The organism is Telluria sp. Soil_C_11 (assembly GCF_057657395.1).
Genome location: NZ_JBDGIN010000015.1, coordinates 52364 through 67725 on the forward strand (window position 1 = coordinate 52364; position 15362 = coordinate 67725).

Sequence of the window (15362 nt, forward strand, 5' to 3'; positions counted from 1 at the left end):
TATGACAAGGAGCGTTTCGCATGACCAGTAACACCCTCACCCGCATCGACACCTTCACCCTCGACAGCAGTGACCTGGAAGGCCGCATCGCCGCCGCCGTCGAGGCCACGCGCGCCGGCATTCCCGTGATCCTGCTCGACGACTTCGACCGCGAGAACGAGGCCGACCTGATCGTCGCCGCCGAAAAACTCACGGTGGAGACCATGGCCGTGATGATCCGCGAATGCAGCGGCATCGTCTGCCTGTGCCTGTCCGCCGACAAGGTGCGCGCGCTCGAGCTGCCGCCCATGGCGCAGGAAAACGGCAGCCGCTACGGCACCCCGTTCACCGTCTCGATCGAGGCGCGCGAGGGCGTCACCACGGGCGTCTCGGCGCAGGACCGCGTGACCACGATCCGCGCCGCGATCGCGCCGGCGGCCAGGCCGCAGGACCTGGTGCGTCCGGGCCACGTGTTCCCGCTGCGCGCCAACCCGGGCGGCGTGCTGGCGCGTGCCGGCCACACCGAAGGTTCCGTCGAACTGGCTATCCTGGCCGGCCTGCAGCCGTCCGCCGTGCTGTGCGAGCTGATGAACGAGGACGGCACCATGATGCGCGGCGCAGCGATCGAACGGTTTGCGCGCCAGCGCGGCTATCCGATCCTGACCATCGCCGAACTGATCGAATGGCGCACGCGCCAGCAGCAGAAGGCGGCCTGAACCGCCTTCCGCGGCGCCTGCTCAGTGCCGCAGCTTCAGTAAAGCCAGGCCCTGGTTGGTGCGCACGGCGATATTGCCGTCGTCGGCCACCGCCAGCGCCCTGACCAGCACCAGGCCGGCCGGCGGTTCGTGCATGCGCTCGTTCAGGTCGACGATGCCCTCCTTCGCGGTCCAGGAGATGGCGTGTTCCTCGCCGCTTGAACTTACCGTGGACGCTCCCACCACCAGCCCGTTGTTGTTGATCGCCACGGCGGCCGAGAACCGGCTGCCGCCCAGCGAACCGATACTGGTCATCGTCTTGCCGTCGTACACGAAGCCGCGCTCGGCGCCATCCGCCAGATTCGAATTACCGATGGCAATCCCGGCCTCGTTGATGTCGACCGCCTCGGCGTCATTGCCGCCGAGCGTGCCGATGTCGCGCATGACGCCGGCCTCGTAGTAGAAAGCGCCGACCGGCGCCGGCCCCGGGTCGCCGTTGCGCCACCAGCCGACGACCTGGCCGGCATCGTTGATGTCGACCGCGATCGAGTTGACGCTGGGCGAACCCAGGTCCTGCATCGGACCGCCGGTCCGGCTGTCGTAGAGGAAGGCGTGGTACCAGGCATCGCCCGGACCGAAGGCCTGGCCGACGACCTGCCCCACCTTGTTGATGGCCAGCCCATAGGACTGGCTGCCGCCCAGCGTGCCCAGGTCCTGCATCGTCGTGCCGTCGTACAGGAAGGCATGGGGTCGGCCAAACGGGATGACTGCCCAGCCGGCGATCTTGCCGCAGTTGTTGATGGTGTTGCCCACGGATTCAGCGCCGCCCAGGGTGCCCAGGTCGTGCATGGCGCCGTCATACAGGAAGGCGTGGTTGAGTCCGTCCGCCCTCTGCGACGAGCCCGTCACCTGGCCGCAGCGGTTCACGGCCAGGGCTTGCGCGAACGCGCCGCCCAGCGTGCCCAGATCCACCTCCGTCTTGCCGTTGTAAAGGAAAGCGCGCGCGAGCCCGCCGGGCCCGCCATAGGTGGTGCCGGCGACGATGCCGCCGTTGGCGATGCCCTGGCGCGTGATGTTACCGAAGGCGCCCGGAATGCCGAGGGGAATGACGTCGTAGCTGGGACCGGCGCCGGCGCCCGGAGGGCCGGAATTGTCCGGTGGCACGGAGGGGTGATGGTCGTCGCCGCCACCGCAGGCACTGAGCAGGACTGCGAACGCCAGCGCGGTCGCGCGTGCGGGTTTTCCGAGAGACATGAACATGATGATCCTCGCTTTCGAACAAAGAGTTCATGCCTGAGTTTAGGAATTCATGCAGCATGAGTTCCGTCGAAAGCGAGCTTGCCTGTGCCTGCTCAACAGGAGAAGCCGATAGCAATAAAACCCGGAAACAAAAATGAAAAACGGCGCCGCGGCGCCGTTGTTTCGGTCCAAGGATTGAAGCTTACGGCTGCTGCAGCAGCGCGTTGATCGGCTGCAGGTCTTCCTCGCGCAGCGAACCGGAGGCCGCCTTCAGCTTCAGGCCGGCCAGGATGGTGTTGTAGCGCGCCTTGGCCAGGTCGGTGCGGGTCTGGTACAGCTGGCGCTGGGCGTTCAGCACGTCGATGTTGATGCGCACGCCAACCTGGTAACCCAGCTTGTTCGATTCCAGCGCCGAGTTGCTCGACACTTCGGCCGCTTCCAGCGCCTTCACCTGGGCCAGGCCCGAGTTCACGCCGAGGAAGGACTGGCGCGCCACCAGCGCGGCGTTGCGGCGGTTCGCTTCGAGGTCGTTGCGCGCCTTGTCTTCCAGGGCGATCGATTCGCGCACGCGGCTGGTGACGGCGAAACCGCTGAAGATCGGGATGCTGTAGGCGATGCCGATCGCGTTGTTGGTGGTGCGGCCCGACTGGGTGGTCTGGCCGCTGAGGTTGGTGTGCTGCGAGCTCGCCACCAGGTCCAGGGTCGGGTAGTGGCCGGCGCGGTTCTTCGAGATGTCGCGCTTGGCCGATTCCAGCTGCAACTGGGCCACCGACACGTTGTAGTTCTGGTTCTCGGCGGCCGAGACCCACTGGTCGACGTTGGCCGGCTGCGGCGCGGTCAGGTTCACGCCGGTGCGCAGGGTCGCCAGCGCGCTCGGCGGCGTGCCGATGATGGCCTGCAGGGCGGTCTTCTTGGTCTCCAGGTCGTTGACCGCGGCGATCTCCTGCGAGATCACCAGGTCGTAGGCGGCCTGGGCTTCATGGGTGTCGGTGATGGTCTGGGTGCCGACTTCGAAGTTGCGCTTCGCCGAGGCCAGCTGCTCGGTCACGGCTTCCTTCTGGGCGCGGGTCGAGGCCAGGGTGTCCTGGGCCGCCAGCACGTCGAAGTAGGCCTGGGCCACGCGGGTGATCAGGTCCTGCTGGGCCTGGGCGAACTGGGCTTCGGCGATCGCCTGCTGCAGCTTGCTCTGCTGGTAGGTTTCCCAGCGGTCCCAGCGGAACAGCGGCTGCGACAGCTGGACCGTGTACTGCTTCTGGGTCAGGGTCGCCCCGCCGCCGTTGACGATCTGGGTGACGCCGTTCGAATCGGTGATCTGGGTGCCCTCGTTCCACGGCGAAAAGTCGTTCTTGGCACGGGTCACGTTACCGGTGACGCCGACGGTCGGCAGCAGGCCCGCGCGCCCCTGGGTGATGCGTTCCCGTCCCGCGGCGGCGGCAGCGCGCGCGCTCGCATAGGTGGCATCATTCGCCAGCGCCTGCTGGTACACCTGGAGCAGATCGGCCGCCTGGGCGTCGAGCGAGAAGAACGCGCTGGCCAACAGCACGGCGATGAGGGGTTTCTGCATTACTTTCTCCGTCGGAGTCATCAATAGTCAAGGACACAGGCCGCCGATGTCTGCTCAGTACTTCGGCATCGAAGGGTCGACCTGCACGGCCCAGGCGTGTACACCGCCTGTCAAATTCGTAATCTTTTCAAATCCGTTACGTTCCAGGAAAGCCGCCACCTGCATGCTGCGCGCGCCGTGGTGGCACACGCAGACGATTTCCTGGTCATCTTCCAGCTCGCCGACGCGGATCGGGATCAGGTTCATCGGGATCTGGGTCGAGCCGGCGATATGGCAGGTCTCGAATTCCCAGTTTTCCCGCACGTCGAGCAGCAGCGGTTTCGGGCGCGACGGGTCGGCCAGCCAGGCGGCCAACTCGGGAGCGGTAATGTGCTGCATCGTCTGCCTCTTTCTTCTGCTCAGAACTGGAAGTGCGACACTGCCGGCGCGCCGGCCAGGTACTTCACATTGGTCTCGAACACTTTCACCGTGTTCCAGCTGTTCTCGCCGGTACGGGTGACGATGTTGAATTCCATGGCCGGCGGCTCGCCGACGATGGCGGCAATGCGGCCGCCCACTTTCACTTGCTGCAGGAAGGCTTCCGGCAGCACTTCCAGTGCGCCCGAGATCACGATCACGTCGTACGGCGCGCCCTTGTCCCAGCCTGCGGCGCCATTGCCCAGTTCCACGGCCACGTTGCCGATGCCGGCCTTGGCCAGGTTCTGTTCAGCCAGTTTCTTGATTTCCGGATTCACTTCCACGCTGGTGACCTTGGCCGCGCGGTGCGCCATCAGGGCCGCCATGTACCCCGAGCCGGCGCCGATTTCGAGCACGGTCTCATGCTTCTTCAGGCCGATTTCCTGCAGGATGCGCGCTTCGGTTTTCGGGGTCAGCATCGCCTCGCCGCCCGGCAGCGGGATCTCGACATCCGCGAACGCCAGGTTCTGGTACGCGGCCGGCACGAACTGTTCGCGCTTGACCACGTGCAGCAGGTCGAGGACATCGGTGTCCAGCACGTTCCACGGGCGGATCTGCTGTTCGATCATGTTGAAGCGGGCTTGTTCGATATTCATCTTGATACTCGGTGGAAAAAGAAATAATCCGATATTTTATCGTTGAACGGCCTCGGGAACACATCTTAGCGATATGGCACCCGAGATCAGGGGAAATTGCGACAGTCTGCAGTTTAAAGGGGATGAACGCCGAAAAACGGCGTCCTGGCGCGACAATTCGCTCACGCCGCGCGCGGCAGCAGGCCGTGCAGGGCCATGTCGAGGAAGGTGTCGAGGAAGGCTTGCGGCTCCAGTTCGGCCCGCGGGCAGGGGCCGACCGAATGCTTCCAGGTGATCAGCATGAGCATGGGCGCGATCAGCACCTGGGTCATCAGGGTGACGTCCATCGGGCGGAACTCGCCGCGCGCGATGCCGCGCTCGAGCATGCCCGACATGGTCCTGGTGCCGCGGTTGATGACTTCTTCCTGGTAGAAGCAGGCCAGTTCCGGGAAGTTGTCGGCCTCGGCGGTGACGAGCTTGATGATGCCGGACGCCTTGGTGGCGCCCAGGCGCTGCCACCAGGAATGGATCAGGTGGCGCAGCAGGTCGGCGCTGTGGCCGTCGAATTCGGCGACCGAGACTTCGGCATCGCCGATGACGGGCACGATGCTGCTGCGGACCACGGCCTTGAACAGCTCTTCCTTGTTTTCGTAGTACAGGTAGAGCGTGCCTTTCGAGACCCCGGCGCGGCGCGCGACATCCTCCAGGCGTGTGGCGGCGTAGCCACGTTCGACGAACAGGTCGATGGCTGCCTCGAGCAACTCCTGGGGCCGCGCATCCTTACGGCGTTCCCAGCGTGGCTTGGCTTCGAATGGGCATGGCATGCTTCTGTCCGACAACTAACTGTTGAGTCAGGAAATATAGACCCGCGACTGGGGGCAGTCAAGCCTGGCCGGTAGTATACTGGCCTGCTGCCAACGCCTGTCGCTTTTGCCCCGTATTTACCGCATGAATCCCTCGTCCGACCCCATCGGCTGCCGCCCCGGCTGCGGCGCCTGCTGCATCGCGCCCTCGATCAGCTCGCCGATTCCCGGCATGCCGAACGGCAAACCGGCCGGCGTGCGCTGCGTGCAGCTGGACGAGCGCAACGGCTGCAGGATCTTCGGGCAGCCGGAGCGGCCGAAGGTCTGCGGCGGCCTGCAGCCATCCCCCGAGATGTGCGGCGAGTCGGCCGGACAGGCGATGTTTTTCCTGAGCGAGCTGGAGCGGCTGACGGCGTGAGGCCGGCGATCGCAGCGGACTCTTGCCTGCGGCAAAAAAGCCACCACCTGTTGCGGGTAACTCGACGGTAGGCGCCCCGGCCGTGGTAAGCTTGCGCCCTGCCTGCGGCGGCACTGCAGCGCCCCTTCCCGTTCCGACCACCATAACACCCTTACCAAAACTTCATGGACATCATTCTCGCCCTGAAAGCGATCATCATGGGCCTCGTCGAGGGCTTCACCGAGTTCCTGCCGATTTCCTCCACCGGCCACCTGATCCTGGCCGGCAGCCTGATCAATTTCACGGGCGAGGTCGCCAAGGTGTTCGAGATCGCGATCCAGGCCGGCGCCATCCTGGCCGTGATGTGGGAATACCGCGCGCGCATCGGCACCGTGCTGGGTGGCCTGGCGTCGGACCCGCGCCAGCAGAAGTTCGTGCTCAACCTGGTCGTCGCCTTCCTGCCGGCGGCCGGGCTGGGCTTCCTGTTCAGCAAGGCGATCAAGGCCCACCTGTTCAACCCGGTACCGGTGGCGCTGGCCTTCATCGTCGGCGCCTTCGTGATCCTGTGGGCGGAACGCCGCCACAAGGTGCTGGCCGGCTCGCACCGCGTCGAGACCGTGGACGACATGAACATGCTCGACGCCTTCAAGGTCGGCTGCGCGCAGTGCTTCGCGCTGGTCCCGGGCACCAGCCGCTCGGGCGCGACCATCATCGGCGGCATGCTGTTCGGCCTGTCGCGCAAGGCGGCCACCGAATTCTCGTTCTTCCTCGCGATCCCGACCCTGCTGGCGGCCACCGTGTACTCGGTCGTCAAGGCGCGCCACGACCTGCACGCCACCGACCTGCCGCTGTTCCTCGTCGGCGGCGTGGCGGCTTTCGTGTCCGCCTTCCTGTGCGTCCGCTGGCTCTTGCGCTTCATCAGCACGCACGACTTCACGGGCTTCGCCTGGTATCGTATCGTGTTCGGCATCGTCATCCTGGTCACCGCACACTTCGGCTGGGTGATCTGGGCCGACTAAGCTGAACAAAGCGGAGTAAAGCAACACCATGACGAGCGACATCCAGCAACGCGCGCTGCACATCCTGCAGACGGTCTTCGGCTATCCCGCCTTCCGCGGGCAGCAGGCCGACATCGTCGAGCACGTGGCCAGCGGCGGCGACGCGCTCGTCCTGATGCCTACCGGCGGCGGCAAGTCGCTGTGCTACCAGATTCCGGCGCTGGTGCGCGACGGCGTCGGCGTCGTCGTTTCGCCGCTGATCGCGCTGATGCAAGACCAGGTCGACGCCCTCGCCGAAGTCGGCGTGCGCGCGGCCTTCCTGAACTCGACCCAGACCTTCGAAGAGACGTTGCGCATCGAGCGGCTGGTGCGCCTAGGGGAGATCGACCTCGTCTACGTGGCCCCCGAACGCCTGATGACGCCGCGCTGCCTGGAGCTGTTCGAGGCGTCGCACATCTCGCTGTTCGCGATCGACGAGGCGCACTGCGTCTCGCAATGGGGCCACGACTTCCGCCCCGAATACATCCGCCTGTCGATCCTGCACGAGCGCTTCCCGCACGTGCCGCGCATCGCGCTGACCGCCACCGCCGACCAGCTCACCCGCGCCGAGATCGCCCAGCGCCTGCAACTGGAAGAAGCGCGCCAGTTCGTCTCGTCGTTCGACCGCCCGAACATCCGCTACTCCATCGTCGAGAAGACCAACGGCCGCAAGCAGCTGCTGGACTTCATCAGCACGGAGCACACGGGCGACTCCGGCATCGTGTACTGCCTGTCGAGGAAAAAGGTCGAGGAGACCGCCGAGTTCCTGAACGAGAACGGCATCCGCGCCCTGCCCTACCACGCCGGCATGGACTACGCGCTGCGCGCCAACAACCAGGCCCGCTTCCTGCGCGAAGACAATATCGTGATGGTGGCGACCATCGCCTTCGGCATGGGCATCGACAAGCCGGACGTGCGCTTCGTCTGCCACCTCGACCTGCCGAAGTCGCTCGAGGGCTATTACCAGGAAACGGGGCGCGCCGGCCGCGACGGCCTGCCGTCGAGCGCCTGGATGGCCTATGGCCTGCAGGACGTGGTGCTGCAGCGCCGGATGATCGACGAGTCGGACGCCGACGAGAATTTCAAGCGCGTGCTGGGGTCGAAGCTCGACGCCATGCTGGGCCTGTGCGAAACGCTGAGCTGCCGGCGGATGCGCCTGCTGGAATACTTCGGCGAGCGCTCCGGCCCCTGCGGCAACTGCGACACCTGCCTGATCCCGCCGGTGTCCTTCGATGCGACGGTGCCGGTGCAGAAGCTGCTGTCGGCCATCTACCGGGTCGACCAGCGCTTCGCCGCCGGCCACGTGATCGACGTGCTGCGCGGCGTGCAGACGGAACGCATCAGCCAGTGGCACCACGACAAGCTGACCGTGTACGGCGTCGGCGCCGACCGCAGCGAACACGAATGGCGCGCCATCGTGCGCCAGGTGATCGCGCTGGGCCTGGTGACGGTCGACCATGACGCCTTCAGTTCGCTCAAGCTGACCGAGGCCGCGCGCCCGGTGCTGAAGGGCGAGAAAAAAGTGGAGCTGCGCCAGTACCAGAAGCCGGTCAAGCAGAAGCGCCAGGCCGGTCCCACCAAGGGCTACGTCGAGATGGACCTGTCGCCGGCCGAGCAGAAGATCTTCGAGAAGCTGCGCTGGTGGCGCCTGGAAACGGCCAAGGCGCACAGCGTGGCCGCCTTCATCATCTTCGGCGACGCCACCCTGCGCGAGATCGCCAAGGTCAAGCCGACCTCGCTGGACGAACTGCGCGTCGTCTCGGGCGTGGGCGCGAAGAAGCTGACCTCGTATGGCGACGAGATCGTGGCCATGATCACCGAAATGGTTTGAATGAGCCCCGGGCTCATTTACTCCCTGAACAGGTGAACGAAGGTCCGGCTCACCGCCAGCTTCTCGTCGCTCCCCTTCACCAGCACCTGCATGCGTTCGGCGTCGATGCGTTCGGCGGCCAGGATCGCGTTCGCATTCACCACGGTCGCGCGGTGGATCTGCCAGAAGCGGCCCGGGTCGAGGGTGCCCAGTAAATCCTTCAACGGCGTGCGCACCAGGGCTTCGTAGTCGCGCAGCACGATACGGGTGTAGCGGGTGTCGGACTGGAAGAACAGCACCTCGCCGACGTCGATCACGCGTACCTGGCGGCCGACGCTGGCCTTGATCCATTTCGTGCTTTCCCTGCGCTCGCCAGGCAGTGCGGATTTCAGCTGGCGCAGCAGCTCGCCCATCGCGGCGCCATCCGCCGGCGGCCGCGCGAGCTTGGCGCGCAGCCGCGCCACCGCCCGGTCCAGCCGGTCCGCCTGCACCGGCTTGAGCAGGTAGTCGACCGCGCCCGCATCGAAGGCGTCCACGGCATACTGGTCGTAGGCGGTGACGAACACCACGTGGGCCATCGTGCCGATGCGCTCGGCCACTTCCAGCCCGGACAGGCCGGGCATGCGGATGTCGAGGAAGGCCACGTCCGGCTCGTGCTCCAGGAAGCCGTCCCAGGCATCGTTGCCGTTTTCCGCCACCGCCAGCACCCGCGCTTCCGGCCACGATTGCGCCAGCAGTTCCAGCAGGCGCTCGCGCATCAGCGGTTCGTCTTCGGCCACCAGCAGGGTCGGATGCATCGTCATGCCCGGGCAAAGGGAATGGTGACGTCGGCAACCAGGCCCGGGGCGCCGTCGTCCAGGCGCAGGCCGGCCGCGTCGCCGTAGGCCAGGCGCAGGCGGTGGCGCACGTTGTCCAGCCCTGTCCCGCCGCCCATGTCCGGTCCGGGCAGTGTGCTCATGCCCACGCCGCCATCCCGCACGCGGATCCGCAGCGTCCCGTCGATCGCCTCGGCCGACACCGCCACCTCGCCGCCGCGCAGGGCCGGCTCGATGCCATGCTTGATCGCGTTCTCGACCAGGGTCAGCAGGATCATGCTGGGCAGCTGCACCTGTTCGAGCGCGCGCGGCAGCGCCAGGGTGAAGCGCAGGCGCTCGCCCAGGCGCACCTGCATCACCTTCAGGTAGGCCTCGACCAGGCCGAATTCGGCGGCCAGGTTCACCTGTTCGCTGCGCATGTCGCGCATGCTGGAGCGCAGGAAGTCGATCAGGTTGGCGGTCAGCTCGGCGGCGCGCGGCGCGCCGTGCTGGGCCAGCTGCTGCACCGCCCCCAGGGTGTTGAACAGGAAGTGCGGTTCGATCTGGGCGCGCAGCAGGCGCAGCTGGGATTCGGCCAGTTCACGCGCCAGGCGGTCGCGCTCGGCATCGCGCTGGAGCTGGTCGACCAGCGCATCGTGCTGGCGGTAGCGCCAGAAGCCGATCGCCAGCATCGGCACCGCCAGCGCCAGGCCGGCGCCGAGGATCATGGCCAGCATGCGCGGCAGCCTGTCGAACACCACGGCCGGCGCCTGGTCGCTGATCCACAGGACGCCGCCGGACGTGGCCACGGCCGCCAGCAAGGCATACAGGAGCGTTGCCAGGACCAGGCGGAACTTGCGCCGCACCAGCTCGCGGTAATTGAACCAGGCGCCGAGCAGGGCGAACATCAGCGCGATGCCGCAGACGTTTGCAGTGGCGATCGCCGCTCCCCAACCGATGCCGGGCGCCAGCAGGTGCAGCCCCGCCCCGCACAGGGTGAATGCGGCCAGCAGCAGCCCCGTGACGAACCAGCCGCGCCAGCCTTTCAGGGCGATGCAGAAGTCGCGCATCTGCTGCCGTTCCACTTCCGAGCGCTTGGCGAAGCTGCGGTAAACCAGGCGGCGATGGCCGGACGTCACCCGGGATGCCAGTTCCGGCCGCTCGAGCACGGCGATCTGCTCGTCTTCCCATTTACCATACCAGTCCGCTATCTTGCGCCACATGCTGCCCTCCCCGTAATCATTAATATATAGCAACGATTACAGTCTAGGCAGCTTGGTCGCGGGTGAACAGCGAAACGGGATGAAGCACGAATCCGGGTGGATGAACGACGAAGGATTATTTTTTGGTGAACACCAGGTCCCACACGCCGTGGCCCAGCTTCAGGCCGCGGTTCTCGAACTTGGTCAGCGGGCGGTAGGACGGTTTTTCCGCATAGGCTTCGGCGGTGTTCTGCAGGGCCGGTTCGGCGCCCAGCACTTCCAGCATCTGCACGGCGTAATCTTCCCAGTCGGTGGCGCAGTGGATGTAGCCGCCCGTGGCCAGCTTCTGGCACAGCAGCTTGACGAACGGCGGCTGGATCAGGCGGCGCTTGTTGTGGCGCGCCTTGTGCCAGGGGTCCGGGAAGAAGATGTGCACGCCGGCCAGCGAGCCGTCCGCGATCATGTTGTTCAGCACCTCGACCGCGTCGTGCTGGATCAGGCGCAGGTTCTGGATGCCCTGCTCGCCGATCTGCTTGAGCAGGCTGCCCACGCCCGGGGTGTGCACTTCGACGCCGATGAAATCCGTGTCCGGCATCGCCTTCGCGATGTGGGCCGTGGTATCGCCCATGCCGAAGCCGATTTCCAGCACCAGCGGCGCGGTGCGGCCGAACGGCGCGTGGAAATCGAACATCTCCTTGCGGTACTCGATCATGAATTGCGGGCCGAATTCCTCGAGCGCGCGCGCCTGCCCGGTCGACAGCCGTCCCGCACGGGTGACGAAGCTGCGGATACGGTGCTCGGTCGGGTCGTAGAGCATCGGACGGCCTTGGCTGTTGGTGGGCGTATCGGAAGACATGATCGATCGGAGACAAGAGAAAAGGGTCGACATTATATCAGCGGCCGGGCGCCCTCCCGGCCGCCTTGTTGTTACGGACCGACCGGCACGATCGCCATCAGCGGATCGTCGGTCAGGCCGACCAGCACCATGCCGTCGCCCGACACCACCATCTGGCGCGCCAGCAGCGCGCGCGCATAGCCGGCGAACTTGAAGCTCTTCAGCAGGGTGCCGTCGGCCGCGTGGACCCAGACGTCGGCCGTGCTGTACCAACCGCTGATGCCGCAGTACACACGGCCATCGCTGCCCACTTCGACGTTGTTGGGGTAGGCGTCGCCGCCCGGCAGGCTGCCGATCAGGCCCAGGTCCGAGCCCTGGAAGACCGAGCAGCGGTAGGGCCAGCCGCTGGCGCCGTAGACGCGCTTGCCGTCCGGGCTGGCGGCAACGTCGGTGCCGTTCTCGCCGGCCGTGTGCCAGGCGGCTCCCCCGGCACTCGAGACGAACAGGGTGCCGCCGCCCATCTCCGAGTAATCGGTCTTGTAGCTGCCCAGCGATGCCGGGCTGTAGCCCTGGTCCTGCACGTACACCGTCTTGCCGTCGGCCGGCGCCGCCAGCACGCCGCCGCCCGGCCCGTTCCTGCCGAGCGAGCGGCCGTCGGCCGCCGCCAGCGCGCTGCCATCCGACAGCAGGACCACCTCGACGCCGTTCGGCCGGATCGCCAGGATGCGGGTAGAGCCGTCGACGGCGCTGGCCAGCGGCCAGGCCGCGGCTTTCGCCAGGTTGCCCAGGCCGAGCTTGACCACGTTGCGGTTCGCGGTGTCGGTGACGTACAGGTTGTCGCCGTTGGGACCGACCGCCATGTCGCCGAGGGACGCGCCCAGGGATGGCGTGGTCGCGACCTTGGCGCCCGTGTAGACGTTGTACACGTCGATCGTCGCGCCGCCCGCGTGGGCGTAGACCAGGGGACGGATCGGGTCGGCGATGAGGCGCTGGTACTGGACCGGCAGCGTGCGCGTGGCGATTGGTGCCGCGGAACCCTTCCACAAGGCGACGCGGACCGGCTCCGGCGCGGTCACGCCCGCGGCCGTGGTGCTCAGCGTGACGGTCGCATAGCTGATGGCGTCCTGCGGCAGGGCGGCCGGGTTGGCCGTCAACACCAGCTGGCTGCCGCTGGTGCTGACCGTCAGCCAGGGCTGGTTCGAGCTGGCGCTCCAGGCCGTATTGCTGCCGAAGTTGTCACTGACCGTCAGGGTGCGGCTCAGGCGCGACCATTGCGGCGTCGAGACCAGCGCGACGCCGGTTTCCGACGCCAGCAGCTTGTGCTGGTCCTTGTTGATCGTCAGCGCGACCGGTTTAGTCAGGACGTCGCCGTTCACCGTGACGCTCGCGTTCAGCACCGCGGTCGAGGTGCCGACCGGCGCGCTATCGACCTTCGGCGTGAACGTGAGCTGGGCGCCGGCCTGGCTGAGGGAGCCGCTGGCGGCGCTGGTCGTGGCCCAGGCCGGCCGCGCGTCCAGCTTCCAGGGCCAGGCATTGCCGACCGTGTTCAGTCCCAGCGACAGGGTTTGCGGCACGAACTCGCGTCCCAGCGAGCCGCCCAGGGTCACGCTCGACGACGACAGGGTGAACGTGGCCGGGACAAGGGTCAGCTGGACCGGAATGGTGCGCGACGCGTTGAGCGGCGAACTCAGGGTGAGCTTGCCGGTATGGATGCCGCTCGCCAGTCCGCTGCGCGCCGCCACGCTCAGGGTCGTCGTGCCCGGCGCGCTGCCGCTGAGCGGGTTCACGCCCAGCCAGGCGACGTCGCTGGCCGCGTTCCAGGCACCGGTGGCGCCGCCCTCGTAGGTGATGCTGATCGTGCGCGGATCGATCGGCGCGCCATTCACGGCGTTGAAGCTGATCGCCGATTCGTCGATGTGGAAGGCGACCGCCAGCACCTGCAGCGTGAGCGGCAGGGTCGCGGTCTGGCCGTCGCTGCCCTTGAAGCTCAGCGTGCCCGTGTAGTTGCCCGCAGTCAGCCCGGTACTGTCGAAGCTGACCACCACGCTGCCGTTGTCGCTGCCGCTGGTCCGGTCCAGCTTGGCCCAGGCGACGTCGCTGGCGACGGTCCAGGTGCGCCCTTCGGCCTTGACGGTCACGCTCATCGGCGCAATCGCGGCGCCGACGTAGGCGCTCGCCGAGAGCGGCGCGGTACTGGTGGCGCTGAACAGCTGCTTGGCCGGCGCGACCTGGAAATCGTAGGGCAACTGCATCGGCGAACCGCGGTAGTGCTGGGTGCAGGCAGTGTCGCGGCACAGGTTGACAGTGAAATTGCCCTTGTACTGGCCGGCCGGCAGGCTTGGCGAGGTCTGCAGGACCACCGTGTACTGCACCTGCGAATTCGCGGTGATCCCGACCTGCGGCAGGATGACCCCGGTCTTGTCGACCACCATGGCGTACACGTTGCCGTCGAAATCCGAGGGCCGGTTGACGTCGGCGGTGACGTTGACCGTGGCCGAGGTGCCGGCTTCCCAGCTTGCGCTGACGGTGGCGGGCGTGAAACGCAGCGCGGACTCGCCAACCGGCGTGACCGGCGGGCTGGTGCCCGTCGAGGTTCCCGGCGACGAGCTTCCGCCGCCGCCGCCCCCGCCGCAAGCGGTCAACGACAGGGCCAGCAGCATGGTGATCAGGTGGCGCATGGTTTTCTACATTAATTGTTTGTAATAAATAAAATTTTAGCAATAACGTCTTTACATATCGAGAAGAAAGTGGAACTTGTTACTAAAAGGACACGCAGCAACGGGCGCTGCGCCGCGCGGTTCTCGGACATAATGCGAATCTGTCATCAGGAGTCCCCATGCATCAGCAACAGCACCCGATCGCTACCGAAGAAAACGTCGCCTGTTTCCAACTGACCTCCTACCGCTTCGGCAATACCGATGCCACCCCGGGCACCGGCAAGAAGGTCTATATCCAGGCGTCGCTGCACGCCGACGAGGTGCCGGCCATGCTGGTCGCGCATGTGCTGCGGCGCGAACTGGAGCGCCTGGAAGCCGAGGGCCGGATCAAGGGCGAGATCATCCTGGTGCCGGCCGCGAATCCGATCGGCCTGTCGCAGGTCGTCCATGGCGCTCCCTTCGGCCGCTTCGACCTCGCCAGCGGCGTCAATTTCAACCGCTTCTACAAGCACGTGGCCGCCGACCTGAAGGAATCGCTGAAGGACGAGCTGGGTCCGGATGCGCAAGCCAACGTGGCCCTGGTGCGCGAGCATGCGCGCCGCTCGATCGCCGACTGGAAAGTGGAGAACCCGACCCAGGAGCTGAAGAAGATCCTGCTGGGGATGGCGATCGACGCCGACATCATGCTCGACCTGCACTGCGATAACGAGGCCGTGCTGCACCTGTACACCGGCACCCCGCTGGCCGGGCAGGTCAAGCCGCTGGCGGCGCTGCTGGGCGCGCACGCGACCCTGCTGGCGCGCGAGTCGGGCGGCGAACCCTTCGACGAAGCCTGCAGCCGCCTGTGGTGGGACCTGGCCGAGCACTTCGGGCCGCAGACGCCGATCCCGATGGCCTGCATCGGCGTCACCGTCGAGCTGCGCGGCGAGATGGACGTGCGCTACGACCTGGCGGAGAAGGATGCGCACGGGCTGCTGCAATACCTGGCTTACCAGGGCGTGCTCGACATCAAACGCGATCCGCTGCCGCCCCTGGTGGCCGAGCCGACCCCGCTGGAAGGCGTGGAACCGCTGTCGGCGCCGCACTCGGGCGTGCTGGTGTTCCACAAGCGCCTGGGCGACCGCGTGCAGGAGAACGAGGCGGTGGCCGACATCGTCAACCCGGTCAGCGGCAAGGTGACGACCTTGCGCGCGGCCCGCACCGGCATCCTGTTCGCCAGCACGGCGCACCGGCACCTGCTGCGCGGGATGCACGTATGTAAGATCGCGGGGGATGCGGCGTTCAGGACGGGGAGCCTGCTGGGCAGTAAATAAGGGCGC

Annotated in this window: 14 protein-coding genes; 5 read left to right on the plus strand and 9 right to left on the minus strand. The window is 66.7% G+C overall.

The genetic code is table 11. The annotated features are described in order from the left end of the window. Positions 1-20 precede the first annotated feature (20 nt). Positions 21-695, plus strand: coding sequence for a 3,4-dihydroxy-2-butanone-4-phosphate synthase (gene ribB / locus AC3A6M_RS20045; RefSeq protein ID WP_487854490.1), 675 nt, complete (start codon positions 21-23; stop codon positions 693-695). A 21-nt stretch (positions 696-716) separates the two neighbouring features. On the opposite strand, the gene AC3A6M_RS20050 is transcribed toward ribB, so the two are convergent. The 5 genes from AC3A6M_RS20050 to AC3A6M_RS20070 all read right to left on the minus strand — a co-directional run bounded on the left by AC3A6M_RS20050 (position 717) and on the right by AC3A6M_RS20070 (position 5332). Next, positions 717-1928 (minus strand): hypothetical protein, encoded by a 1212-nt coding sequence (locus tag AC3A6M_RS20050; RefSeq protein WP_487854491.1) that lies wholly within the window; start codon positions 1926-1928, stop codon positions 717-719. Between the two features lie 187 nt (positions 1929-2115). After that, the gene (locus tag AC3A6M_RS20055; protein ID WP_487854492.1) at positions 2116-3477 is read right to left on the minus strand and encodes a TolC family outer membrane protein; all 1362 of its coding nucleotides are present in this window, start codon (positions 3475-3477) and stop codon (positions 2116-2118) included. Between the two features lie 54 nt (positions 3478-3531). Beyond that, the gene (locus AC3A6M_RS20060; protein WP_487854493.1) at positions 3532-3855 is read right to left on the minus strand and encodes a rhodanese-like domain-containing protein; all 324 of its coding nucleotides are present in this window, start codon (positions 3853-3855) and stop codon (positions 3532-3534) included. Positions 3856-3875: 20 nt separating this feature from the next. Then, positions 3876-4529, minus strand: a complete 654-nt coding sequence (locus AC3A6M_RS20065; RefSeq protein WP_487854494.1) for a protein-L-isoaspartate O-methyltransferase family protein — start codon at positions 4527-4529, stop codon at positions 3876-3878. A 161-nt stretch (positions 4530-4690) separates the two neighbouring features. Beyond that, positions 4691-5332, minus strand: coding sequence for a TetR/AcrR family transcriptional regulator (locus AC3A6M_RS20070; protein WP_487854495.1), 642 nt, complete (start codon positions 5330-5332; stop codon positions 4691-4693). A gap of 145 nt (positions 5333-5477) precedes the next feature. Between AC3A6M_RS20070 and AC3A6M_RS20075 the strand changes: the two genes are divergently transcribed. The 3 genes from AC3A6M_RS20075 to recQ all read left to right on the plus strand — a co-directional run bounded on the left by AC3A6M_RS20075 (position 5478) and on the right by recQ (position 8576). Beyond that, the gene (locus tag AC3A6M_RS20075) at positions 5478-5729 is read left to right on the plus strand and encodes a YkgJ family cysteine cluster protein (RefSeq protein ID WP_487854528.1); all 252 of its coding nucleotides are present in this window, start codon (positions 5478-5480) and stop codon (positions 5727-5729) included. A gap of 164 nt (positions 5730-5893) precedes the next feature. After that, positions 5894-6727, plus strand: a complete 834-nt coding sequence (locus AC3A6M_RS20080) for an undecaprenyl-diphosphate phosphatase (protein ID WP_487854496.1) — start codon at positions 5894-5896, stop codon at positions 6725-6727. Between the two features lie 28 nt (positions 6728-6755). Continuing rightward, on the plus strand, positions 6756-8576 hold the full coding sequence (gene recQ / locus AC3A6M_RS20085; protein WP_487854497.1) for a DNA helicase RecQ: 1821 nt from the start codon (positions 6756-6758) through the stop codon (positions 8574-8576). Between the two features lie 17 nt (positions 8577-8593). Here recQ and AC3A6M_RS20090 read toward each other — a convergent pair whose 3' ends face one another. The 4 genes from AC3A6M_RS20090 to AC3A6M_RS20105 all read right to left on the minus strand — a co-directional run bounded on the left by AC3A6M_RS20090 (position 8594) and on the right by AC3A6M_RS20105 (position 14064). Further along, a complete protein-coding gene (locus tag AC3A6M_RS20090) occupies positions 8594-9358 on the minus strand; it encodes a LytR/AlgR family response regulator transcription factor (protein ID WP_487854498.1) in 765 nt (254 codons plus the stop codon). Beyond that, positions 9355-10572 carry a sensor histidine kinase gene (locus AC3A6M_RS20095; RefSeq protein ID WP_487854499.1) on the minus strand — a complete coding sequence of 406 codons (1218 nt, stop codon included), beginning with the start codon at positions 10570-10572 and terminating at the stop codon, positions 9355-9357. The genes AC3A6M_RS20090 and AC3A6M_RS20095 overlap by 4 nt, the downstream gene beginning before the upstream one ends. A 115-nt stretch (positions 10573-10687) precedes the next feature. Next, positions 10688-11368 (minus strand): tRNA (guanosine(46)-N7)-methyltransferase TrmB, encoded by a 681-nt coding sequence (gene trmB, locus AC3A6M_RS20100; protein WP_487854529.1) that lies wholly within the window; start codon positions 11366-11368, stop codon positions 10688-10690. A 110-nt stretch (positions 11369-11478) separates the two neighbouring features. Then, a complete protein-coding gene (locus tag AC3A6M_RS20105) occupies positions 11479-14064 on the minus strand; it encodes a BACON domain-containing protein (RefSeq protein WP_487854500.1) in 2586 nt (861 codons plus the stop codon). Positions 14065-14222: 158 nt separating this feature from the next. Here AC3A6M_RS20105 and AC3A6M_RS20110 point away from each other — a divergent pair, with 158 nt between their 5' ends. Beyond that, entirely contained in the window at positions 14223-15356 is a 1134-nt protein-coding gene (locus AC3A6M_RS20110) for a succinylglutamate desuccinylase/aspartoacylase family protein (protein WP_487854501.1), read from the plus strand. Positions 15357-15362 lie beyond the last annotated feature (6 nt).

Coding starts and splice junctions, on each gene's coding strand:
- AC3A6M_RS20080 (WP_487854496.1), top strand. CDS start 5,894: ATGGACATCATTCTCGCCCTGAAAGCGATCATCATGGGCCTCGTCGAG.
- AC3A6M_RS20065 (WP_487854494.1), bottom strand. CDS start 4,529: ATGAATATCGAACAAGCCCGCTTCAACATGATCGAACAGCAGATCCGC.
- AC3A6M_RS20090 (WP_487854498.1), bottom strand. CDS start 9,358: ATGACGATGCATCCGACCCTGCTGGTGGCCGAAGACGAACCGCTGATG.
- recQ (WP_487854497.1), top strand. CDS start 6,756: ATGACGAGCGACATCCAGCAACGCGCGCTGCACATCCTGCAGACGGTC.
- AC3A6M_RS20050 (WP_487854491.1), bottom strand. CDS start 1,928: ATGTCTCTCGGAAAACCCGCACGCGCGACCGCGCTGGCGTTCGCAGTC.
- AC3A6M_RS20055 (WP_487854492.1), bottom strand. CDS start 3,477: ATGCAGAAACCCCTCATCGCCGTGCTGTTGGCCAGCGCGTTCTTCTCG.
- AC3A6M_RS20110 (WP_487854501.1), top strand. CDS start 14,223: ATGCATCAGCAACAGCACCCGATCGCTACCGAAGAAAACGTCGCCTGT.
- ribB (WP_487854490.1), top strand. CDS start 21: ATGACCAGTAACACCCTCACCCGCATCGACACCTTCACCCTCGACAGC.
- AC3A6M_RS20070 (WP_487854495.1), bottom strand. CDS start 5,332: ATGCCATGCCCATTCGAAGCCAAGCCACGCTGGGAACGCCGTAAGGAT.
- AC3A6M_RS20095 (WP_487854499.1), bottom strand. CDS start 10,572: ATGTGGCGCAAGATAGCGGACTGGTATGGTAAATGGGAAGACGAGCAG.
- AC3A6M_RS20060 (WP_487854493.1), bottom strand. CDS start 3,855: ATGCAGCACATTACCGCTCCCGAGTTGGCCGCCTGGCTGGCCGACCCG.
- AC3A6M_RS20105 (WP_487854500.1), bottom strand. CDS start 14,064: ATGCGCCACCTGATCACCATGCTGCTGGCCCTGTCGTTGACCGCTTGC.
- trmB (WP_487854529.1), bottom strand. CDS start 11,368: ATGCTCTACGACCCGACCGAGCACCGTATCCGCAGCTTCGTCACCCGT.